General features: G+C 71.0%; 23 protein-coding genes. 18 read left to right on the top strand and 5 right to left on the bottom strand.

What is annotated here, in order from left to right:
• Positions 1 to 110: 110 nt before the first annotated feature.
• From argH to ACFV2X_RS28100, 9 genes are all read left to right on the top strand, one after another.
• The gene (argH, locus tag ACFV2X_RS28140) at positions 111 to 1538 is read left to right on the top strand and encodes an argininosuccinate lyase (protein WP_385621507.1); all 1428 of its coding nucleotides are present in this window, start codon (positions 111 to 113) and stop codon (positions 1536 to 1538) included.
• A 78-nt stretch (positions 1539 to 1616) separates the two neighbouring features.
• Positions 1617 to 2543: an amino acid ABC transporter permease gene (locus tag ACFV2X_RS28135; protein ID WP_385621505.1), complete on the top strand. Its 927-nt coding sequence runs from the start codon at positions 1617 to 1619 to the stop codon at positions 2541 to 2543.
• Entirely contained in the window at positions 2540 to 3343 is an 804-nt protein-coding gene (locus ACFV2X_RS28130; RefSeq protein ID WP_385621503.1) for an amino acid ABC transporter ATP-binding protein, read from the top strand. The genes ACFV2X_RS28135 and ACFV2X_RS28130 overlap by 4 nt, the downstream gene beginning before the upstream one ends.
• An 84-nt stretch (positions 3344 to 3427) precedes the next feature.
• On the top strand, positions 3428 to 4303 hold the full coding sequence (locus ACFV2X_RS28125; RefSeq protein WP_385621501.1) for an ABC transporter substrate-binding protein: 876 nt from the start codon (positions 3428 to 3430) through the stop codon (positions 4301 to 4303).
• 81 nt (positions 4304 to 4384) lie between these two features.
• Positions 4385 to 5272, top strand: coding sequence for a polysaccharide deacetylase (locus tag ACFV2X_RS28120; RefSeq protein ID WP_385621499.1), 888 nt, complete (start codon positions 4385 to 4387; stop codon positions 5270 to 5272).
• Positions 5265 to 6173, top strand: coding sequence for a polysaccharide deacetylase (locus tag ACFV2X_RS28115; protein WP_385621497.1), 909 nt, complete (start codon positions 5265 to 5267; stop codon positions 6171 to 6173). The genes ACFV2X_RS28120 and ACFV2X_RS28115 overlap by 8 nt, the downstream gene beginning before the upstream one ends.
• On the top strand, positions 6170 to 7588 hold the full coding sequence (locus ACFV2X_RS28110) for an MmgE/PrpD family protein (RefSeq protein WP_385621494.1): 1419 nt from the start codon (positions 6170 to 6172) through the stop codon (positions 7586 to 7588). Before ACFV2X_RS28115 ends, ACFV2X_RS28110 begins: the two co-directional genes overlap by 4 nt.
• The gene (locus ACFV2X_RS28105; RefSeq protein WP_385621491.1) at positions 7585 to 8640 is read left to right on the top strand and encodes a C-terminal binding protein; all 1056 of its coding nucleotides are present in this window, start codon (positions 7585 to 7587) and stop codon (positions 8638 to 8640) included. The genes ACFV2X_RS28110 and ACFV2X_RS28105 overlap by 4 nt, the downstream gene beginning before the upstream one ends.
• On the top strand, positions 8637 to 9398 hold the full coding sequence (locus ACFV2X_RS28100; protein WP_385621489.1) for a class II aldolase/adducin family protein: 762 nt from the start codon (positions 8637 to 8639) through the stop codon (positions 9396 to 9398). The genes ACFV2X_RS28105 and ACFV2X_RS28100 overlap by 4 nt, the downstream gene beginning before the upstream one ends.
• A gap of 65 nt (positions 9399 to 9463) precedes the next feature.
• Here the strand turns inward: ACFV2X_RS28100 and ACFV2X_RS28095 are convergent, their stop codons facing one another.
• From ACFV2X_RS28095 to ACFV2X_RS28075, 5 genes are all read right to left on the bottom strand, one after another.
• A complete protein-coding gene (locus tag ACFV2X_RS28095) occupies positions 9464 to 9754 on the bottom strand; it encodes a transposase (RefSeq protein WP_385621486.1) in 291 nt (96 codons plus the stop codon).
• A gap of 16 nt (positions 9755 to 9770) precedes the next feature.
• Positions 9771 to 10625 carry an MBL fold metallo-hydrolase gene (locus ACFV2X_RS28090; protein ID WP_385621484.1) on the bottom strand — a complete coding sequence of 285 codons (855 nt, stop codon included), beginning with the start codon at positions 10623 to 10625 and terminating at the stop codon, positions 9771 to 9773.
• A gap of 452 nt (positions 10626 to 11077) precedes the next feature.
• Positions 11078 to 11212, bottom strand: coding sequence for a hypothetical protein (locus ACFV2X_RS28085; RefSeq protein ID WP_385621482.1), 135 nt, complete (start codon positions 11210 to 11212; stop codon positions 11078 to 11080).
• A 72-nt stretch (positions 11213 to 11284) separates the two neighbouring features.
• Positions 11285 to 11557: a DUF2892 domain-containing protein gene (locus ACFV2X_RS28080; RefSeq protein ID WP_385621479.1), complete on the bottom strand. Its 273-nt coding sequence runs from the start codon at positions 11555 to 11557 to the stop codon at positions 11285 to 11287.
• Positions 11558 to 11605: 48 nt separating this feature from the next.
• On the bottom strand, positions 11606 to 11896 hold the full coding sequence (locus tag ACFV2X_RS28075; RefSeq protein ID WP_385621742.1) for an SHOCT domain-containing protein: 291 nt from the start codon (positions 11894 to 11896) through the stop codon (positions 11606 to 11608).
• A 173-nt stretch (positions 11897 to 12069) separates the two neighbouring features.
• On the opposite strand from ACFV2X_RS28075, the gene ACFV2X_RS28070 reads away from it, so the two are divergent.
• From ACFV2X_RS28070 to ACFV2X_RS28030, 9 genes are all read left to right on the top strand, one after another.
• Entirely contained in the window at positions 12070 to 14652 is a 2583-nt protein-coding gene (locus ACFV2X_RS28070) for a heavy metal translocating P-type ATPase (RefSeq protein WP_385621477.1), read from the top strand.
• Positions 14649 to 14969, top strand: coding sequence for a metal-sensitive transcriptional regulator (locus tag ACFV2X_RS28065; RefSeq protein ID WP_385621475.1), 321 nt, complete (start codon positions 14649 to 14651; stop codon positions 14967 to 14969). Before ACFV2X_RS28070 ends, ACFV2X_RS28065 begins: the two co-directional genes overlap by 4 nt.
• An 84-nt stretch (positions 14970 to 15053) precedes the next feature.
• Positions 15054 to 15488 carry an archease gene (locus ACFV2X_RS28060; protein WP_385621473.1) on the top strand — a complete coding sequence of 145 codons (435 nt, stop codon included), beginning with the start codon at positions 15054 to 15056 and terminating at the stop codon, positions 15486 to 15488.
• Between the two features lie 56 nt (positions 15489 to 15544).
• On the top strand, positions 15545 to 16969 hold the full coding sequence (locus ACFV2X_RS28055) for an RtcB family protein (protein WP_385621471.1): 1425 nt from the start codon (positions 15545 to 15547) through the stop codon (positions 16967 to 16969).
• Between the two features lie 316 nt (positions 16970 to 17285).
• Positions 17286 to 18167 carry a universal stress protein gene (locus tag ACFV2X_RS28050; protein ID WP_385621739.1) on the top strand — a complete coding sequence of 294 codons (882 nt, stop codon included), beginning with the start codon at positions 17286 to 17288 and terminating at the stop codon, positions 18165 to 18167.
• Between the two features lie 168 nt (positions 18168 to 18335).
• Positions 18336 to 18854: a hypothetical protein gene (locus tag ACFV2X_RS28045; RefSeq protein WP_385621469.1), complete on the top strand. Its 519-nt coding sequence runs from the start codon at positions 18336 to 18338 to the stop codon at positions 18852 to 18854.
• Positions 18854 to 19780 (top strand): V-type ATPase subunit, encoded by a 927-nt coding sequence (locus ACFV2X_RS28040; RefSeq protein WP_385621467.1) that lies wholly within the window; start codon positions 18854 to 18856, stop codon positions 19778 to 19780. The genes ACFV2X_RS28045 and ACFV2X_RS28040 overlap by 1 nt, the downstream gene beginning before the upstream one ends.
• Positions 19767 to 21230, top strand: coding sequence for a V-type ATPase 116kDa subunit family protein (locus tag ACFV2X_RS28035; RefSeq protein WP_385621464.1), 1464 nt, complete (start codon positions 19767 to 19769; stop codon positions 21228 to 21230). Before ACFV2X_RS28040 ends, ACFV2X_RS28035 begins: the two co-directional genes overlap by 14 nt.
• Positions 21227 to 21652: an ATP synthase subunit C gene (locus tag ACFV2X_RS28030; protein WP_385621461.1), complete on the top strand. Its 426-nt coding sequence runs from the start codon at positions 21227 to 21229 to the stop codon at positions 21650 to 21652. Before ACFV2X_RS28035 ends, ACFV2X_RS28030 begins: the two co-directional genes overlap by 4 nt.

The following is a 21652-nucleotide window of genomic DNA, read 5'->3' as shown; positions in this document are numbered from 1 at the left end:
GATTGTCCGAATGTCGGACGATCTATTGACGCCCCGGGAACACATTCAACAACATTGTCCGACGATCTGACATGGGCCCGGTGTCGGGCGTGCGAACGAAAAGGTGTTCTGTGACCAGTACGACGACCAAGCTCTGGGGCGGTCGCTTCCGTGAGGCCTCCGATCCGGCTCTCGCCAAGCTCTCCCGCTCGGAGCCCGGCTACTTCGACATGGCTCCCTACGACCTCGCCGGCTCCCGGGCGCACGCACGCGAACTGCGGCGTGCGGAGATTCTGGACGAGACCGAACTCACCGCGGTCCTCGCCGCCATCGCTCAGCTCGACGCGGACTACCGCGCAGGCGCGGTCGCTCCCTCGCCGGACGACGAGGATGTGCACACGTTCCTCGAAAGGGTGCTCACGGAACGCCTCGGGCCGCTGGGGGGCAAGCTGAGGGCCGGCCGCTCCCGCAACGACCAGGCGGCCAACGACCTGCGCCTGTACCTGCGGGACAAGTCGCGCACGGTCGTCCAGGCCACCGTCGACCTCATCGAGGCGCTGCTCGGGCAGGCGGCCGAGCACACGCACACTCCCGCGCCGGGCTTCACCCACCTGCAGCCCGCCCAGCCCATCGTCTTCGGGCACCAACTCCTCGCCCACGCACATGCGCTGGACCGGGACGCGGAACGTATACGGGACTGGGACCGGCGCGCGGCACAGTCGCCCCTCGGCGCCGCCGCACTGGCCGGATCCGCCGTGGCGCGGCATCCGGAGCTCGCCGCCGCGGAGCTGGGCTACGACCGTGTGTGCCGCAACTCGCTCGACGCGGTGGCCGCCCGGGACCATGTCGCCGAGTTCGCGTTCGCCGCCTCGATGCTCGCCATCGACGTCTCGCGGCTCGCGGAGGAGGTCTGTCTGTGGGCCTCGCGGCAGTTCCGCTGGGTGGAACTGGACGACCGCTTCGCCACAGGGTCGTCGATCATGCCGCAGAAGAAGAACCCGGACATCGCCGAACTGGCTCGTGGCAAGGCCGGCCGTCTGCTGGGCAACCTGACGGGTCTGCTGGGTGCGTTGAAGGGCCTGCCGCTCGCCTACAACCGTGATCTCGCCGAGGACAAGCGCGCGGCCATGGACAGCGTGGAGACGCTGCTGACCGTGCTGCCCGCCATGTCGGGCCTGATCCGCACGCTCACGGTGAACACCCCCGAGATGCGTGCCCAGGCCACCGCGGGCTTCACGCTGGCCACCGAGATGGCCGACTGGCTCGCGCTGCGCGGCGTGCCCTTCCAGGACGCCCATGAGATCACCGGAGCCGTGGTACGGCACTGCGAGGACCTGGGCGTCGACCTCCCCGACGTCGGTGACGAGGAGCTCGCGGCCGTCGATCCCCGGCTCACCCCCGAAGTGCGCTCGGTCCTGAGCGTCGAGGCAGCCTTGGCCGCACGTTCGAACCGCGGCGGAACCTCCCCCGAGCGGGTCGTCGAGCAGCTCGACGAGTTCGCCGAGCGGATCCGTGCACACCGCGACTGGGCCGCCGTGTACGACGGTCCGCGCGCCTGACCTCCTCCTCTCCCCCCCCGACACTCCCCCGCCCCCGTCCCCGGTCCAGCCTCCGGACCGTGCCGTGAGGAGCCCCGTATGCCCGGCACATCTGCCACCAAGGCCGCCAGCAGCACCGATCCGCCCATCGTCACCGAGGAGTTGCTCACTGAGTCCCGCAAGCATCCCGGGCGCTGGGCCGGCGCCGTCGCCGTTCTCCTGGTCGCCGCATTCCTGATCGACTCGTTCGCCGGGGCGCAGATCGACTGGGGAGTCGTACGCCATTATCTCGGCGCCGGATTCCTCATCCAGGGCCTGGGGATGACCCTCCTGCTCACCTTGGTCGCCATGGTGCTGGGCATCGTCCTCGGGGTGCTCATCGCGGTCATGCGGCTGTCGAAGAACCCGATCACCAGCGGCGTCGCCTGGTTCTACGTGTGGGTGTTCCGTGGCACACCGGTGTATCTCCAGTTGCTGTTGTGGTTCAACATGGCCCTGGTCTTTCCGATGGTGTCGATACCCGGCATCTACAGCGCCCGGACCGTCGAGGTCATGACGCCGTTCGTGGCCGCCGCCCTGGGCCTGGGCATCAACCAGGGCGCGTACACCTCCGAGGTGGTCCGGGCCGGCATCCTCTCCGTGGACGAGGGGCAGGTGGAGGCCGCGTACGCCATCGGGATGGGCCGTCTCAGGACCATGTACCGGGTCGTTCTGCCGCAGGCCATGCGGGTCATCGTGCCGCCGATCGGCAACGAAACCATCGGCATGCTCAAGACCACGTCGCTGGCCTCCGCGGTGGGTGTGACGGAGATCCTCCTGGAGGCCCAGCACGCCTACTACGTCAACAACCGGATCATGGAGCTGCTGATCGTCTGTGCCGTCTGGTATCTGGCGGCGGTCTCGGTCCTGAGCGTGGCCCAGTTCTACGTCGAACGGCACTTCGCCAAGGGCTCCTCGCGCCCGCTGCCCCCCACTCCCCTGCAGCGGCTGCGCGCCGCCGCCGGACGAAAGCCCGTGCTGCGATGACCACTTCGACGACCGCTTCAACGACCACTTCGACGACCGCCTCTCCTCTCGTGCGCGCCGAAGCAGTCCACAAGTACTTCGGCGACCACCATGTGCTGCGGGGCATCGACCTTGACGTCGCACGCGGTGAGGTGCTGTGCCTGCTCGGCCCCTCGGGCTCGGGCAAGAGCACCTTCCTGCGCTGCATCAACCATCTGGAGACGATCCACTCCGGCCGGATCTGGCTGGGCGACGAGACCATCGGTTACCGCCAGCAGGGTGCCAGGCTCGTCGAACGGCCCGAGCGAGAGATCGTCCGCCAGCGCCGCGCCATGGGCATGGTCTTCCAGCGGTTCAACCTCTTCCCGCACCGCACCGCCCTGCAGAACGTCATCGAGGGTCCGGTGCAGGTCGGGCGCGAGAACCCGAAATCCGCCAGGGAACGTGGCACCCGGCTCCTGGAGCGCGTCGGCCTCGGCGACAAGCTCGACGCCTACCCCCGCCAGCTCTCCGGCGGACAGCAGCAGCGCGTCGCCATCGCCCGCGCCCTGGCGATGGAACCCCAGCTGATGCTCTTCGACGAGCCCACCTCCGCGCTCGACCCCGAACTCGTCGGAGAGGTCCTCACCGTGATGAAGGACCTGGCCGAGAGCGGGCTCACCATGATCGTCGTCACCCACGAGATCGGCTTCGCCCGCGAAGTCGCCGACCGCGTCGCTTTCATGGACGACGGCCGGATCCTGGAGATCGGCAGCCCCGCAGAAGTGCTCGACTCCCCACGGCACGCGCGCACCAGGACCTTCCTGTCACGGGTCCTGTAGTCCCCTCCCGCGATCCCTGGCCAACGCCGGTCAGCGTCACCCGCCGCGTCCTCATCTCCGCTCGTCCCCCTTAGGAGTGCCGCCATGTCCCGATTCGCCCGCGCCCTCAAGCCCCTGCCTCTGCTCGCGGTGGGTACCGTCCTGCTCGCCTCCGCCTGCGGCACCGGCGATGCCGCCAGTGACAAGGCATCGAAGAACGGACTGCCCGCCGCCGTGGCCCAGTCCGGCACACTGCGGGTGGGCATGTCCCCGGACTTCCCGCCGATGGAGTACATCGACGAGAAGACCAAGAACGTCGTCGGCGTCGACGTGGAGCTCGCGAACGCACTCGCCAAGCAGCTCGGCGTGAAGGTCCAGATCGTCCAGCAGTCCTTCGACCAGCTGCTCAACTCCGTGCAGACCGGCCGGGTCGACCTTGTCATGTCGGGTCTGTCCGACACCGTAGAACGTCAGAAGACCGTCGACTTCATCGACTATTTCGGCTCCCAGGGCCGCTTCTACACCCTCCAGAGCAACGTGGCCAAGTACACCGAGCCCTCCGACGCCTGCGGCAAGACACTGGCGGTCAGCAAGAAGACGGACTACTACCAGCAGGCACAGGACTTCGACAAGAAGAACTGTTCCGGCGCGGGCAAGGCCGCGATCGAGCTGCTGCCGACCGACTCGGGCTCCGCGGCCCGTCTCCAGCTGGAACAGGGACGTGCCGACCTCGCGATCCAGGGCGCCGAGAACCTGGCGTACTTCGAGAAGCAGGACCCCAGCAAGTACGAGTCGGTCCTGTCACCGCTGAAGTCGACGCCTTTCGGAATCGTCATGAAGAAGGGCGACTCCAACATGTCCGGCGCCGTCCTCAAGGCCATGAACACCCTGGTGAAGAAGGGCACTTACGAGCGGATCCTCACCACGAACGGCATGAAGTACGCCGTCCTCACCCCGGCCCTGAACGGAAGCAAGGGCTGACCGGACGCCGCGGGGTTCCGTCGCACGGGACCCCGCGGCAACGCAGCCCCTCCGACCGTTCCCTCTTCCTCAGGACCACGTGTGACCACAACCGACCCCGACGCCGCCGAGGGCTTCTGGCCCGCCGGCCACCAGAGCGCGGTCGCGCTCGCCTTCGACCTCGACGGGCCCACGGGCGACGCGATGCTCAACGGCTCCATCTGGCGCAAGCCCAGCTACTTCGCACTGGGCGCCTACGGGCCGTACCGGGCGCTGCCCCGGATTCTGGACCTGCTCGACGAGGCCGGCGTCCCGGCGACGTTCTTCACCCCGGCGTGGGTCGTCGAGACCTGGCCCGAGGCCTGCCGCGCGGTGGTGGAACGCGGCCACGAGATGGCCCACCACGGCTATCAGCACGAGCGATACTGGGACCTGGAGCCCGAGCAGCAGGCCGAGGTGATCTCCCGCAGCCAGCAGATCTTCCGCGAGGTGCTCGGCGCCCCCGCGGTCGGCTTCCGTACGCCCTCCGGCGACTGGCATCCCGAAACGCCCCGGCTGCTGGTGGAGGCAGGATTCGCCTACTCCAGCTCGATGCGTGGCGACGACCGCCCGTACCTGCACGAGATCGACGGCAGGGCCACCTCGCTGGTGGAGATCCCGGCCCGCTGGGACCTGGACGACTACGCCTCCCTCGCCTACACCCGCAACCCGGACTATCCGGCCGGTCAGGACCGCATCGCCAGTTACGAGCTGACGCTCGACAACTGGATACGCGAGTTCGACGGCCACCACGCCGAGGGGCTGTGCATGACCACCCTGTTCCATCCGAAGGTCTCCGGGAAGCCCGGCCGCCTGCTACTGCTCGAACGTCTCCTCGGGCACATGCGCTCCAGCGGCGACGTCTGGTTCGCCACCTGTGGCGAGGTGGCCGAGTGGTGGTCACGCCCGACGGTGTCGACCGCTCTGCAGGGAGCCGGTCGCGATGTCTGAACCGATGTCCCCGGCAGTCCGCTGGCCAGGCGGCGCCCGCTGCGCGGTCGTGGTCAGCATCGACTTCGACGCTGAACTGCCCCTGCTCGCCTCGTCCCCGGACATCGCCCGGCGGGCCAAGACGCTCTCGGTGGGACGTTACGGCGCCACGCGCGGCGTCGACCGGCTGCTGCGGACCTTCGGCGAACTGGGCCTACGTACCACCTGGTTCGTGCCCGGCCGCCAGGCCGAGAACCATCCCGGCCTGGTCCGGGAGATCGCCCGAGCCGGTCATGAGATCGCCAACCACGGCCATGCACACGAGAACTTCGACCTGCTCGACCTGACGGGTCAGCGCGCGGTCGTCGAGCGCGGCAGCGACGCCCTCGCCGAGGTCATCGGACACCACCCCAGAGGATTCCGCATACCCGAAGGCGAATGGGCCCCCGGACTGCCCGAAGTGCTCGTGCAGATGGGCTTGACCTGGTCCTCCTCCCTGCGAGGGGACGACCTGCCCCATCTCCACCCGGCCGGAGCCGGAGCCTCGCGGCGGCTGGTCGAGATCCCGGTCCACCACGAGCTGGAGGACCACCCCTACTTCTTCTTCAATCTGGACCCGGCCTTCCCCGCCGGACAGTCGCGGATCGCCTCCTACCGCGAGGTACTGGGCAACTGGACCACCGAGTTCGCCGCCTACCGCCGCTTCGGCCTCTGCTACGTCCTGCGGCTGCAACCCGAAGTCACCGGCACCCCCGGACGGATCGCCCTGGTCCGCGAGCTGCTCACGCACATCCGTGGTCATGACGACGTATGGATCGCCACGGCAGGCGAGGTCGCCGCCTGGTGGTCGGCCACCCACGAGAACAACGAAGCCGACCACCCCTCCGAAGTGTTCGCACGGCTCACGCAAGGAGTTTCATGACGGTCACGGCAGCAGCCAAGGAGCCGCTCCGTGCGAGCGACCCTCTCGCCGCGCTGGCCCGCTTCACCGCCACCACCCGGTTCGACGACCTGCCCGCGGCCGTCGTCGACAAGGCCAGGCATCACCTCCTGGACACGCTCGGGGCCGCCCTGGCCGGAGCGGACAGCACCGAGACCACCGCCCTGCTGCGCATGCTCACCGCCACCGAGCCCGGCGCCGACGCCTGCGTGTGGGGCACCGGGATCGCGCTGTCCCCGCGTGGCGCGGCCCTGGTCAACGGCGTGTCCGCGCACGCCCTCGAACTGGACGACGCGGGCGGCTGCGACCACTCGGGCGCCGTCGTCGTGCCCGCCGCGCTCGCGGCCGTCGCCGCCACGCCCGCCCCGGTGTCCGGAGCGGACCTGCTCACCGCGGTCGTCGTCGGCTACGACGTGGCCCGCAGAGTCCTGGAAGCGTGCGGCGGCTACTGGCCGCACAACGAGGCGGGCTGGCACTCCACCGGGACCTGTGGACCGTTCGGCGGCGCCGCCGCCGCTTCCGCCATCCTCGGTCTCGGGGTGGAGCAGACGGCGCACGCGCTCGCCTTGGCCGGCAGCTTCGGCGGCGGCATCTGGGCGTTCGTACACGACGGCGCCATGAGCAAACGGCTGCACGCGGGGCGGGCGGCCGAGGCCGGGGTCACCGCGGCCCTGCTCGCCGCGCACGGCGTCACCGGGCCCGCTCAGGTGTTCGGTGACGTCTGGGGCGGCTTCCTGCGCACGCTGGCGCCCACCAGCGCCGACCCCGCCGCGCTCACCGCCGGCCTGGGCCGGACATGGCGGATCTCCCGGTGCTCGCTGAAGCCCTACGCCTCCTGCCGCTCCACCCACTCCTCGATCGACGCCGTGGGCGAGATCCTCGACACCCACCGTCTGACCGCCGACGACGTGGTCGGCGTCCACGTGCGGCTCGATCCCGCCGTCCACGGGATGTGCGGCGGCACCGATGTCTCGACGTTGCCCGCGGCGCAGCTGAGCCTGCCGTACGCGGTCGCGGCGCGCATCGCACTGGGCGGCGCGGGCCTTGGTGCCTACGGCGCGGAGAACCGGCACTCCCCGCATGTGAGTTCCGTCCTGGACCGGGTCGTGCTGGAGGTCGATCGGTCGATGGACCGCGATACGGAGCCCGTCGTCACCCTCACGACCCGGACCGGCGCGGTACACCGGAAGCAGGTGACCGACCCGCTTGGCTCCGCGACCAATCCCCTCGACGGCCACGCCGTCACCGCCAAGTTCCACGAGCTCGCCTCCCGCGCCCTGCCCTCCGCGCGGACCGAGGCGGTGGCCGACGCCGTCGGCCGCCTCGAAACCCTGGGCGACGCCCGCACACTGGTGGCCCTCCTCAGTCACCCGCGACCTCAAGAAGACCGGATATGACCTCGCACGGCCCCGACCGGACGCCCGCGGGCGAGCTGCCGCGGGTCGTACTTCTCGACTCGTTCGGCGATCTCAAGGACGTGGCCGAGGAACTGTACGGCCTGCCGGTGGAAGTGAGCCGGGCCGAGTGTGTGCCCAGCGGCCCCGGCATCGTTGCCCTGCTGCTGGGTCCGAAGACCGCTCTGACCGCACAGCAGGTGGCAGCCTTGCCCGACCTGCGGATCGTCGCGGTCACCGCGACCGGCTACGACCACATTCCCCTCGATGCGGTCACGGCCGCCGGAGCCTGGGTGACCACCAGCGCGGGCTACTGCACGAGCGAGGTCGCCGAGCACACGGTGGCCTTCGTCCTCGGTCAACTGCGTCAGGTGACCGTGCTGGACCGCTCGGTGCGGCAGGGGCACTGGGACGTGCTGAGGGCCCGGCCGCGCACCGTCGCCGGGAGCGTGCTCGGGCTCGTCGGGTTCGGCAGGATCGGACAGGCGGTGGCGGAACGGGCCGCGGCCCTGGGCATGCGGGTCACGGCATACGATCCAACGGCACCCGCCGCCGCATTCGGCAGGCAGGCCGTGACGCGCCACGACGATCTCGCGGAACTGCTCGCCACCGCGGACACGGTCAGCCTGCACCTGCCGCTGACGCCCGCCACCGAAGGGATCATCGGTGCAAAATCGTTGGCCGCGATGAAGCCCGGTGCGTACCTGGTCAACGTCTCACGCGGCGGTCTCGTCGACCACAAGGCCGTCGCCGCCGCGCTCGCGAGCGGGCGACTGGCCGGTGCGGCGCTCGACGTACTCCCGATGGAGCCGCCGCCCGCCGACGAGCCGCTGCTGGCTCACGACAACGTGATCATCAACCCCCACGCCGCGTGGTACTCGCCCCAGGCACGCACCCGGCCCTTTCGCATGGCCGCAGGCTATGTGGCCGACGTACTCGAAGGCCGCGAGCCGGCGGGCGCCGTCGCCCGGCCACTCACGAACACGGCCTCCCCTTCCACCGCGAAGCCCGCCGCTTCGACCGTCTCTCCTCACGCAGTCAAGGATGCTCAGTGACCGACACCATCGCCGAAGAGGAACTGCTCCTCCGCCGCGAACTCGCCGCGGTCTACCGGCTCGTCGCGCACTTCCGAATGACCGACCTCATCTTCACGCACATCTCGCTGCGCCTGCCCGGCCCCGACCACCACTTCCTGATCAACCCGTACGGCCTGCTCTTCGAGGAGATCACCGCCTCGAACCTGGTCAAGATCGACCTCGACGGCAACGCCGTGGACCCGACGCCTCATCGCGTCAACCCCGCGGGGTTCGTCATCCACAGTGCCGTCCACAAAGCGCGGCCCGACGCCCAGTGCGTGCTGCACACCCACTCCCGCTCAGGCTGCGCCGTCGCCGCGCAGTCCGAGGGCCTGCTGCCGCTCAACCAGATCTCCATGGAGTTCTACAACCGCGTCGCTTACCACGACTACGAGGGGGTGGCGCTCAATCTCGACGAGCAGAAACGCCTCGTCAACGACCTCGGCACCCACCCCGTGATGATCCTGCGCAACCACGGTCTGCTCACCGTCGGCAGCAGCGCGGCGCAGGCGTTCCTGCGCATGTACTACCTCGACAAGGCCTGCCAGATCCAAGTCGAGGCCCAGTCGGGCGGCAGCGCCGTCGTCCTGCCCGATCCGACGGTATGCGATTACACGGCACGCCAGCTCAACGGAGAGACAGGCGAGTCGGACTACCAGGACGACGATGCCTACGACCTGGCCTGGGCCGCCCTACTTCGCCTTTTGGAGCGCGTGGCTCCCGACTACCGGGACTGAAGAACACCGATCGATCGGACCGGACGGCGTCCGCACCACCCCTCGTGTTTCGCGGTTTTGAGTGATCAGGTTCCGGCGGCTGCCCAGGCTGCGAGCACGGCTCGGGTTTCTGCCCGGTGTTCTGCGGCGTCTGCAGGCGCGTGTCCGTGCAGCGTGTACCAGAGGGTGACCAGGCTGTAGCAGGTCAGTCCGAAGGGGACGGTGCGCCGGACTGCTTGGGGCAGGCGGTTGCGGACTTCGCCGATGCCGAGGACCTGGCGGGCGTCGGCAAAGGCCTGCTCGATGGACCAGCGTGCCGCGTAGCGGGCCACCAGGTCCTCGGCGCTGGTGGTGAGGTCGGTGGTGACCAGGGGCACGCCGTAGCCGCGGTCGTCACCGTGGGAACTGCGGGCTTGTCGTCACGGACGAGGACGACGCGGATGGTGCGGGTGTGGAAGGAGCCGTACCACAGGCAGATGACCTCGGTGATCTGCACGGTGTCGGTGCGTCCGTAGCGGCGACCTGTGTGGTTCGCCAGGTCGCGGTGGCCGCGAGGTCGGCCGGGGTTCCCAGCCGGTTTCCCTTGGTGCGGGGCCGGCCTTTCTTCTCCGTGCGGGGCGGGGCGAGCTCGTGCAGTACGGACGTGACCTTCAGCCGACTGGTCCATGTCAGTGTTTCGCCCAGACCACGCAGATACTCGCCGACGTAGGCGGCGTCGCCCACCACGTGCACAGTCCGGCCGGGATAGCGTGCGGCGATCAGTTCTGCCATCTCCCGTGCGTGGGCGAGTTTGCCGATATGGCGTGGCTGCCACAGCCGGGCCAGGACCGGCAGGCATGTCTGTGCGATCAGGCCGACCACCAGACCGGTGAACGTGCGGTACGTCGGAGCCGCCAGACTCTTGGCCAGCCGTTCGTCGTGGTGCACGAGCAGTTCGGCGACCCGGGTGTGGGCGCTGTCGGCCACGGGTCCGTGCGCGGGCAGCAGGCGGGCGTCGGCGTAGCGGGTCATCAGCCGCAGCGAGTCCAGGTAGTCGGCGAGCGGACGGCCACCGGGCTCGGCCAGTTCGAAGCCGATGGACGGGGTGATGTGCGGCAGGACGTGATCCCCGGAGAACAGCAGCCCCCGCTGTTCGTCCAGGAAGACCACATGGCCCTTGGTGTGTCCGGGAGTGGGGACGACACGCAGCTCGCGGTCGCCGAAGCGGAGGGTCCCGGCGCCGAGCCAGCGATCGGGGGCCTCCCACACCCCCCAGGTGCTCTCCTGGTTTCGCCCCGCGCCGTTCCAGGTGTTCGTGGACGGTTGCGACCAGGCGGGAGTCGTCCGCCGCGGCGTGCGTGGTGGGCACGTTCACGATCAGGTGAGGAAGACCGGTATCGCAGGTCTCGCTGTAGTGGACCTTGTAGCCGTCCCAGACCATGCCACGCTTGACCGCGCAACGTGCGTCCGTATCGTGCGGGCTGACCAGCCGGAGTCTGCCCGGCGGGAGGTCTTTGCCCTCCCGCCAGCGCGCCCCCTGGCCGTGTTCGCCGCCTCGGTGATACTGCTGGACCCATGCCCGCCGCAGGACCTGCACGGCAGGCAGCTGCCGCAGCCAGGCCGGCGCATCAGGCCGATGGGCTGCCCCCAGCAGGGCGAGAATCCGGTCCAGGGGCGTTGCGCCGATCAGCGTGTTCGCGGCCATCACGCCCTCACAGCGGTCATGAGCGGCGGTCGCCGCCTTGGTCCACGCCGCGCATCATCACGGCCATCATGGCCACGCACATGATCGCGATGACCAGGAAGCCGGTGCTGAGGACGCCGGTGGCGACCAGGACGATCACGGCAATGATCATCGGGACGCAGCAGGCGAGCATCAGCCATCCGTGCTTGCTCCGGTTGTCCTCGCCGGGTGTGTGGGGGGGTGCTCATGGCCCTCTCCGTCGGGTCCGGGGCACGTGGCCGAGCGTGGCGTACAGCGGGCAGTGCCCGGTCGCGCCCGTGATCAGCAGGTCGAGCCCGGCCAAGAGCAGCAGCACCTCCAGTACGACGGCAAGCGCGCCGTCGGCGGTGGTGAGCAGGACGATCGCGAGGACGGCGGCGGCCAGGCCTACCAGGACGCGGCCGGCGCGTTCGACGAGGCTGATGTTCACCGTGCGCCAGGCGTGGGCGCCGGGGCGGTGGGTTGTGGGTGCGGTCATGGTGACCTCCCGGTGGAAGGCACGGGGCGCGGGCGGAGGCGGGGGCGGCTAGGGGGATGGTGCGCTTGGTGGCGATCCTCGGAGGGTGGCCAGGCGGCGGTGGTATTCCTCGTCGTCGATCTCGCCGCGTGCGTACCGCTCGGCGAGGATCTGCTCGGGGCCGGTGGGCCCGGGCGTCTTGTGCCCGGCGGTGGGGCCTGTGCCGGGCGGGGTGGGGCGAACCAGGGCCCGGTAGAGCAGGACGCCGATGGCGATGATCAGCCCCCAGAACACCACCGTGCTGATCAACATCGCGAACCAGCCCCAACCGTTCATGCCATGGCCGTACCAGAACATCATTCCCGCCTCACTTCCCCAGGTCAGTCGGGGCACCTTTCCCTGCTGTCATCGTCGCTCTGCCTCGGCGCGAGTGCTGGGGCCTGCCAGTCCCCGGCCAGTGGGCCGATCAGCGCCTACCGGGTACCCGTGCCGGCGAGCGAGGCTGGGTTGGGGGCGGGAAGGGAATGCCTGCCATGAACACCCTGGATCTCGTGGTCGTCGCCGCCGCCGTTGTCGTGGTCGCCGGGCTGGGCCGGTATTTCTTCGGGCCGCGCCGGGTCCGCACGGCAACCCTCGAGGGTGGGGTGCAGCGCGTCGGAATCACGGTGCGCGGCGGCTACAGCCCGAACGTCATCCGGGTGCGCCAGGGCACGCCGGTGGAGCTGGTCTTCGACCGGCGGGAGTCCGGGGAGTGCACCTCACGGGTGGTCTTCCCTGACCTGCGGGTCAGTGCGAGCCTGCCCGCCCACGCGCGCACCACCGTGCGGCTGAGGCCCCCAAGGGCCGGGGCCTTCGGGTTCGCGTGCGGCATGAACATGATCCACGGAACGCTGCTGGTCGACCCGGCCGCACCCCCGGGCCGGCAGACCTCCCCTGACGCCGGCCAGGCTCCGCCCACCACAGCCAGGCCGGGCAGCTCGCCACCGGAGGGCGAGAGCGCGGCGGACACGGAGGCGGTGGAGGCCGCCGAGCGGCGTGGGGAGATCGCGGACTTGACCCGGCGGTTCGCGGTGGGTGCGGTGCTGACGCTGCCGGTTCTCGTCGCGGTCATGGCGCATGAACTGTTCGGCGCTACGTGGGTGCCGGGATGGATGCTGAACCACTGGTTCCAGCTGGCGTTGATCACGCCCGTGATGTTCTACACCGGCCGTCCGATCCACACCACCGGTTGGCTGGCCCTGTGGCACCGCTCGGCCGACATGAACTCCCTGATCACCCTGGGCACCACGGCCGCCTACGGCTACAGCCTGCTGGTCACCCTCGCCCCCAGCTGGTTCCCGGCCGGGGTCCGCGCGGTGTATTACGAGGCGGTCGGGGTGATCCTCACCCTGATCCTGCTGGGCCGGCTGCTGGAGGCCCGGGCCAAGGCAGGCACCGGCGAGGCCATCCGGGCCCTGCTCGGGCTGCAAGCCCGCACCGCCCGCGTGATGCGCGACGGCACCCCGGTGGAGATCCCGGTCGACACCGTCGCGGTCGGCGACGAGCTGCTGATCCGCCCCGGGGAGAAGGTGCCGGTCGACGGCGAAGTCCTGACCGGCTCCTCGGCCGTGGACGAATCCATGGTCACCGGCGAACCGATGCCGCTCACCAAACACCCCGGGGACACCGTCATCGGCGCCACCGTCAACGGCACCGGATCCTTGCGGATGCGCGCGGCCAAGGTCGGCGCCGACACCATGCTGGCCCAGATCATCCGCCTCGTTCAGCAGGCCCAGGCATCCAAGGCCCCCATCCAGCGGCTCGCCGACGCCGTCTCCGCCTACTTCGTCCCCGCCGTGATCGCCATCGCGGTCGCCACCTTCGCCGCCTGGTTCACCCTCGGCCCGCCCCCGGCCCTGACCCTCGCCCTGGTCTCCGCCGTCGCCGTACTGATCATCGCCTGCCCCTGCGCGCTGGGCCTGGCCACCCCCCTGTCGGTCATGGTCGGCACCGGCAAAGGCGCACAGGCGGGCATCCTCATCCGCTCGGCCGAGGCATTGGAGACCGCCCACAAGCTCGACACCGTGGTCCTGGACAAGACCGGCACCGTCACCGCGGGCAAGCCCGTCCTCACCGATGTGCACCCGACCGACGGCTACGGCGAGCGGGAACTGCTGGCGCTCGTGGCGGCCACCGAGGAGATGAGCGAACACCCCCTCGCAACCGCGATCGTGGTCGGCGCCCGGCAGCGGGGCCTGGACCTCCCGACAGCCGACGCCTTCGACTCGGTCACCGGCAAAGGCGTCCGCGCCACCGCCGACAGCCACGCCATCCTGGTCGGCACCGCCCGCCTGCTCCGCGACGCCCACATCGACACCGGTCCGCTCGACCGCGTCGCGGCCGACCTGTCGGCCCAGGGCAAGACCCCCGTACTCGCCGCCGTCGACGGAGCACCCGCCGGGGTGCTCGCCGTCGCCGACACCGTCAAGGACGACTCCGCCGCCGCCATCGCCGCCCTGCAGCGGCTCGGCCTGGACGTCGTCATCATCACCGGCGACAACGCCCGCACCGCCCAGGCCATCGCCCGCCAGGTCGGCGTGGCCCGGGTGCTGGCCGAGGTGCTGCCCGAGCACAAGGCGGATGAGATCCGCCGTCTGCAGGGCGAAGGCCGCACGGTCGGCATGGTGGGCGACGGCATCAACGACGCCCCCGCCCTGGCCGCCGCCGACGTCGGACTCGCCATCGGCACCGGCACCGACGTCGCCATCGAGGCCGCCGACATCACCCTCATCTCCGGTTCCCTCACCGGCGTCGTCACGGCGATCCGGCTCTCCGGGGCCACCATGCGCAACATCCGCCAGAACCTGTTCTTCGCCCTGATCTACAACGCCATCGGCGTCCCCGTAGCCACCGGCGCCCTCTACCCCCTGTGGGGCATCCGCCTCAGCCCCGTCATCGCCGCCGCCGCCATGGCCCTGTCCTCCCTGTCGGTCGTCACCAATTCCAACCGCCTACGCCACTGGCGCACCACCCCGCAGCCACTCGCCACACACGCCCTCGTCGAGCCGCACGAGGAGTTCACCGCGCACCGCCATCAGACCGCGAGCGGCACCCGAGAAGAAGACCCACCGCGATGACCACCGTCCACCACCACGCCCCCCGGGAACCGGCACCGCCTGGATACACCAGTCACAAGCCCGACCACCTGGACCGGCTCCACAAGATCGAAGGCCGGACCCGCGGCGTCACCCGCATGGTCGCCGACGATCGGTACCGCATCGACGTACTCACCCAGATCAGCGCCGTCACCCACGCCCTGCAGCAAGTCGCCCTCGGACTCCTGGACGACCACATACGCCACTGCATCACTACCGCCACCCGGGCGGACCCGGTCCACGCCGAGGAGAAGCTCGATGAACTCACCCTCGCACTGCACCGTATGCTCCGATTGTGAACCTGGTTCGGTTCTCAGAACAGCCCATTCCCGGCACGCCATGATGGGAATACGGAGCACTCGCGCATCAGAAGGGTGAGCCGGATGCGGCCGCACAATGCCATGCGGCGCGGTGGGCACCGTAGTGTTCCCCACACCGCGGACCTCCGGGTTGAGGCCTGGGCCCCGACCCGGGAGGAGTGCCTGACGCAGGCGGTACGAGGGGTCTGCACGTCGTTCCTGGACCTGACAGGCGCGACAGGTGTCCGCAACCGGGATGTCGTGGTGCGGGCGAACACGGACGAGGACCTGTTGGCGGCCCTGCTGGAAGAGGTCGTCTACTGGCTCGACACTGCGGACGAGATCCCGGTCGACATGGAACTGACCGCCGTCCCGGGCGGTGTGCGGACCCGCCTGCACATGGCGGACACCAGGTCGCTCCCGGCGACGGGTGCCGCGCCGAAAGCGGTCACTCTCCACGGTCTGGAATGCGGTCGCGGGCCGGACGGCTGGCGGTGTTCGGTGACACTCGACGTGTAAGCCCAGCACGATCGAGGCTCGGCGGAGGGACCCCGACTCCAACGAGGATGACGGACATGGACATCACGATGACGGAGGAGAGCCCGTTTCGCTTCCGCATTGACCAGCAGGACCGGATGAGAGTTCCCGGGATCGTCTTCGCCAGCCGAGAGCTGCTGCCGCAGGCGGCCGGGGACAGGGCGCTGGAGCAGGTGGTGAACGTGGCGATGCTGCCCGGCATCGTCCGCGCCTCCTTCGCCATGCCCGATGTGCACTGGGGTTACGGCTTCCCGATCGGCGGGGTCGCCGCCACGGACATCGATGCCGGGGGCGTGGTCTCGCCGGGAGGGGTGGGGTTCGACATCTCCTGCGGTGTCCGGCTGTTGGCCGCCGACATCGAGCGTGCGGAGCTGGCCCCTCGCTTGCGGAGACTGATGGACGTACTCGGCGACATCATTCCGCGCGGTGCGGGGCGCGGCGGCCTGTGGAAGTTGTCCGGCCGCGCGGAGATGGAGAAGCTCCTCGCCCATGGCGCCCGGTACGCCGTGGAACGTGGCCACGGCACAGCCCGCGACCTGGTGCGCTGCGAGGACCACGGGAGCCTGGCCGGTGCCGACCCGTCGCAGGTCGGGCAGCGGGCCGTGGACCGGGGGCTGCTCCAGGTGGGCAGCCTGGGCTCGGGCAACCACTTCCTTGAGGTACAGGCCGTGGACCGGGTGTACGACCCCCGGGCGGCGGCCGCTTTCGGCCTGCGGGCCACTCAGGTGTGCGTGATGATCCACTGCGGCTCACGCGGTCTGGGACACCAGGTGTGTGCCGACCACGTCCGCGTCATGGACCGGTCGCCCTACGCCCGTGCCGTTGATCTCCCGGATCGCCAGCTGGCGTGCGCGCCCGTGGCATCGCCGCCCGGCCAGGCCTACCTCGGCGCGATGGCAGCCGGGGCCAACTACGCACGCGCCAATCGGCAACTGCTCACCGAGGCCGCGCGCCGGTCATTCACCTCGACTGTCGGGGTGGGTCTTGACCTGGTGTACGACGTCTCACACAACATGGCCAAGATCGAAATCCACGAGGTAGGAGGTGTGCCGCGCCGACTGTGTGTCCACCGCAAAGGCGCCACCCTGGCCCTCCCTCCCGGCCGTCCCTGCCTGCCGGAGGACCTCGCCGAAACCGGACACCCCGTCCTGGTGCCCGGCACCATGGGAACCGCCTCATACGTCATGGTCGGCACCCCGGAGAACGACGCGTTCGCGTCCGCCTGCCACGGCGCGGGACGTGTGTGGAGCCGCCACCAAGCACTGCGCCAGGTCCGTGGCCAACAGCTCCGCGACGAGCTGGAATCCCGGGGCGTCGCCGTCCGACCGTCCTCATTGCGCGGGCTGGCCGAGGAGACCCCCGCCGCGTACAAGGACGTCGACGCGGTGGCCGCCGCCACCGAAGGCGCCGGGCTCGCCAGAATCGTCGCCCGGCTGATCCCCCTCGGTGTCGTCAAAGGATGAGAAGGCGCCGCGCACGCGGAAGGGGCGAACGCGGAAGGGGCGAACGCGGAAGGGGCGAGCGCGGAAGGCATACGGCGCCGAGGGCTGCCCGCTTCTCGTGGGCCCGGATTGCACGGTGCGCGACTTCACGCCGCTTCTCCGTGTCTGTTCTCGCCCTCGGTGCCACTTCCATAACACCACCGCACGGCCAAGAGGACCAGGGCCGACCGTTCCCCGCCCGAGGTCCGGTCCGCCCATCCGCATGGGCCCGGTCGGTGCCACTGTGGACATGCGGGTACCCAAGAGGGACGAGCCCCGCAGGAAGGCGGTGGGGATGATGTCGCTGTCGCTGGTCGTGGGGGTCGACGGATCGGAGTCGAGTCTGCAGGCGGTGGACTGGGCCGTCGACGAAGCGGCACGTCATGGGCTGCCCCTGCGTCTGGTCCACGCCTCTCGTTGGGAGCGGTACGAGGGGGGCCTGCCCTTCTTCGGTACCGGCCGCCCACCCTCCGGGGAGATCCTGGCCGAACGCATCGCCGCGTCCGCCATGGAACGCGTGACGCTGCGCAACCCGGATGTGAAGGCCTGCGGTGAAGCGCTGGCAGAAGACACCGTGACAGCCCTGCTGGCAGAGAGCCGTGAGGCGTACGCCGTGGTCACCGGGTCCCACGGCAGAGGCGAGCTCGCCGGTTCGCTCCTGGGGTCGGTCAGCCTGGCGGTGGCGGCGCGTGCCATGTGTCCGGTGGTGGTGGTCCGTGGCGGGGAGCGGAACCGCGAGGGTGCCTTCGGGCGCGTCGTCCTCGCGGTCGGCGACCCCGCGGAGGGCTCGGCGGCGGCGCGGTTCGCCTTCCATGAGGCACGGGCGCGGAACGCCGAAGTGCAGGCCGTACGGACCTGGCTGTGCCCGGCGGAGCGGCACACGGGCCGGACGCTGCGCGCGCATGAGGCCACCACCCTGCTCTACGAGGAGCAGGCGAGCCGCATCCTCAACGAGGTGCTGGACCCGATCGAGCGCGAAGACGACGCGATCACATGCCACCGCGATGTGGTCGAGGGGCGCGCCTACCAGGTTCTGCTGGACATGTCGGAGCGCGCCGATCTGCTGGTGGTCGGAGCCCTCCGCCGCCCTGACCACACCGGTCTGCAGCTCGGCCGGGTCAGCCACGCCGTACTGCACCACTGCGCATGTCCGATCGCCGTCGTGCCGGAGCGGCTGTGAGACGAACGCGCGGCCAAGAGACGACGAGTGCGGCGGTCCAGGCGGCGTGTCGGGCGGCCACGCCGCCGGGTCAGAGGCACGTGGACGGTCCAGTCCGGCGCGACAGGGACGGTCCGACTGCGGACACTTGGGTCAAGAGGCCGCAAACCATGACCATGGGGAGAGCTCGTGGCCGGATTCCGGGATTTCCTGCTGCGGTTCCGTCCGGTCGGCTCGCCGGGCCGGGCGGCGCCCGGGGGTGTCCCGGCAGACCGCGCCGCCGAGCTGGCCGCCGAGCTGACGCCGCCGCTGTCCCTGCTGGAGGAGGTCGAGGCCGAGGCGCGGCGCATCCGTGAAGAGGCCGCCCGCGTGGCGGCGGACAGACGGCGGGACGCCGAGCGGCAGGCCGACACGATCGTGGGGCGGGCACGGGCGCGGGCCGACGAGGTGCGGGCGCAGGCCGCGGCCCGGGTCCGCCGCGCCGCGGAGGCCGAGGCGGCGGAGTTGCTCGCCACCGCGGAGCGGAACGAGGCCGAGATGCGTTCCCGGGCCCAGGCGCGGATGCCGGGGCTCCTGGACCGGGTGGCGCGGCTGGTGATCGAAGACATCGAAACACCCGCGACTCCCCGGTCGCCCAGGAACCGGGGCGCGAGCAGGAAGACGTCGCCTGACGTGCCGGACTCACGGCCACCGAAGCGAGGTCCCTGATGGGCGCCGGATGGGTGGCGGGGGTGACGCGGGCCAAAGCCATGCTCTCCCGCGCTCTCGGTGCGGAACGAGCCGAGGAGGTGGCCTCGGCTCCGGGTCTGGACGCGGCCGTGCGGTACCTGAGCGCTTCTCCCTATGGGCACGATCTGCCGTCCGAGGCGTCTTTGGCCGAGGCTCAGCGGGCGGTGGGCGAAACCCTGGTGTGGCATCTGCGGGTGCTGGCCGGCTGGCAGCCGGCGAGCGGTGTGACCGCCCTGCGGCTGCTCGCCTGCGGGTTCGAGATCGCCAATACGGAGGACCATCTGCGCACGTTGACGGACAGCGGGCCGGTCCCGTCGCCGTACCGGCTGGGCACACTGGCGACCGTCTGGCCCCGGCTGGCCCGCACCCGCTCGCCCCAGGAGTTGTGGGCCGCGCTGGCCTCGTCCGCCTGGGGTGATCCGGGAGCCGCCACCCCGGCGGCGGTGGCGGTCGGCATGCGGGTCTCGGCCGCGGTGCGCACGGCGATGGCCGTCCCGGAGGCCGCGCGCTGGGCGGCGGGGCGGCTCGCGCTGCTGGTGGGCCGCGAAACGTTCGTCGCCCGCCGCTCGTTGCCGGGCGCGGTCGCGGCGCGGGCGGGCCGGTTGCTCGGTACGAGTGCCATGGCCGCGTCGTCGTATCCCGACTTCCGGCGGCACCTGCCGCCCGCCGCCCGCTGGGCCCTGGCCGGCGTCGACAGCGCGGCAGAGCTGTGGCGGGCCGAGCTGCGGTGGTGGCAGCGGCTCGACGAGGGCGGACGGGGCCTGACGCGCGGGGCCCGGCTTGGCTGCGCACCGGTGGTCGGCGCCGCGGCGGTGCTCTGCGCGGACGCCTGGCGGGTGCGTGGCGCGCTGGAGCTGGCCGCACGGGGCGGCGGGCGGATCGGTGCCTTCGATGCTCCGGCCTGAGCCGATGGTGCCGGTGCGGATGCGTCGGGTGGCGATCGTCGCGCCACGTGCGGCGCTGCGGGACGTTCTGGTGCGGGTCGCCGACGCCGGGTGTGTCGAGATCGACCGCGCCGACGGGGGCGGCGGGCCGGACGCGCCACAGACCGCGCCCGGGTCCGCGGCCCGTCGGTTGCGGGCCTCGCGCGCCGCGCCGGAATGCGCCGTCCTCAGTGCCGTGCCGCTGGATCTCGACGCGCTGGAGCGTGCGGGCCGCGCCGATCTGCTGGCGGGTGAGGCGCAGCTCGAGGAGCGCCTGGGCAGTGCGGTGCGGCGTGGTGCCGCCGTGGCACTGGCCGGCTGGTGTCCGGCCGCGGATGTCCCGGCGACCGCAGAGCGTCTCGCCGGGGTGGGAGGCGCGCTGGTGCCCCTGCGCACGCCGCGCGGAGTGGACCCGCCGACCCTGCTGGGCGGCGCCGGCGCGGTGCGGCGCTCGTTCGCGGGGCTGGTGCGCACCTACGGGACGGTGCCGTACGCGGATCTTGACCCCAGCGTGCCCGCGGGCATCGTCTACGTGGTCATGTTCGGGGTGATGTTCGGCGACGCCGGGCACGGGGCGCTGCTGCTCCTCGCCGGGCTGTCCCTGTGGCTCGGCCGTCCCCGCCGGGCGGAGCCGCTGCGCGGGCTGTGGCCGTTCGTCGTCGGGGCCGGGGTGACCAGCACGCTGGCGGGCATGGCCTACGGAGAGTTCTTCGGTCCGACCGGAGTTCTCCCGGTGCTCTGGCTGAATCCGCTGCACGATCCCCTGCGACTCCTGGCCGCCGCCGTGGGTCTTGGCGCCGTGCTGCTCGCGGTGGCGTACGGGGCGGGGATCGCGAACCGCTGGCGGGAAGGGGGGCCGACGGGCGCCCTGTACGCCCTGTCCGGCGTCGCCGGGGCGATGCTCTACCTCGGCCTCGTCGTGATGGGCGGCGCACTGTGGCTGGGTCACGTCGGTGTTCTGTTCGCGGGCGCCGCGGTCGCCTGCGCGGGCCTCGCCCTGGCGGGTTCGGGGCTGTTCGCCGCGACCGGTGGCGGTCCGGGAGGGGCCGTTCAAGTCGGTGTCCAGCTCTTCGACGGGGTGCTGCGCATCGGATCGAACGTCGTCTCCTTCGCACGACTCGCGGCCTTCGGGCTCACGCATGCAGCGCTGGCCGCGGTCGTGTGGCAGGGCACCACGGCGCTCGCGCGCATGGGCGGGGTGACCCTTGTCGCGGCGGTGGCGCTCTTCGTCGTCGGCAACGCGCTCGCGTTCGCGCTGGAGGCGCTGGTCGCCGGAGTGCAGGCGCTGCGTCTTGAGTTCTACGAGCTGTTCTCCCGCGTCTTCGATCCCCAAGGGCGTCCCTTCCGTCCCTGGCGGCTCCCCGTACTGCACGGTGCCGGACCGGCGGCTGCTCCGCCCGAAGGGAACGCGCCGGACAAGGAGGCCACGTGATCGCCTGGCTCATCGCCCTTCCCCTCCTCGCCGTGGTCGCGGCGGCCGTCCGACGGTTGCCCGTACGCCGTGGGCGCACGGCCCTGCGCTGGGTGCTCGCCGCCAACGCCCTGCTGTTCGCGGCCGCACTGGCGCTCCTCGTGGTGGCGCTCGACGGCCGGTCCGCGCAGGCCGCCGCCCCGGCGGCCGCGGCGGCCCAGACGGGGGGTTCCGGGTCCGCCGCGCTGATCGGCGCGGCGATCTCGGTCGCCGGGGCGTCCATCGGGGCGGCGATCGCCGTCGCCTACACCGGTGCGGCCGCGGTGGCGGCGCTCAGCGAGCGCCCCGAACTCTTCGGCCGCGCCATGGTGATCGTCGGACTTGCCGAGGGCATCGCGATCTACGGCCTGGTGATCGCGATCATCCTGATCGGAAAGGCCTGA

This window comes from Streptomyces sp. NPDC059679 (genome assembly GCF_042734105.1).
GTDB lineage: Bacteria > Actinomycetota > Actinomycetes > Streptomycetales > Streptomycetaceae > Streptomyces.
Note: the sequence above shows the minus strand (reverse complement) of the source record. Positions and strands in the feature narration are given on the sequence as shown.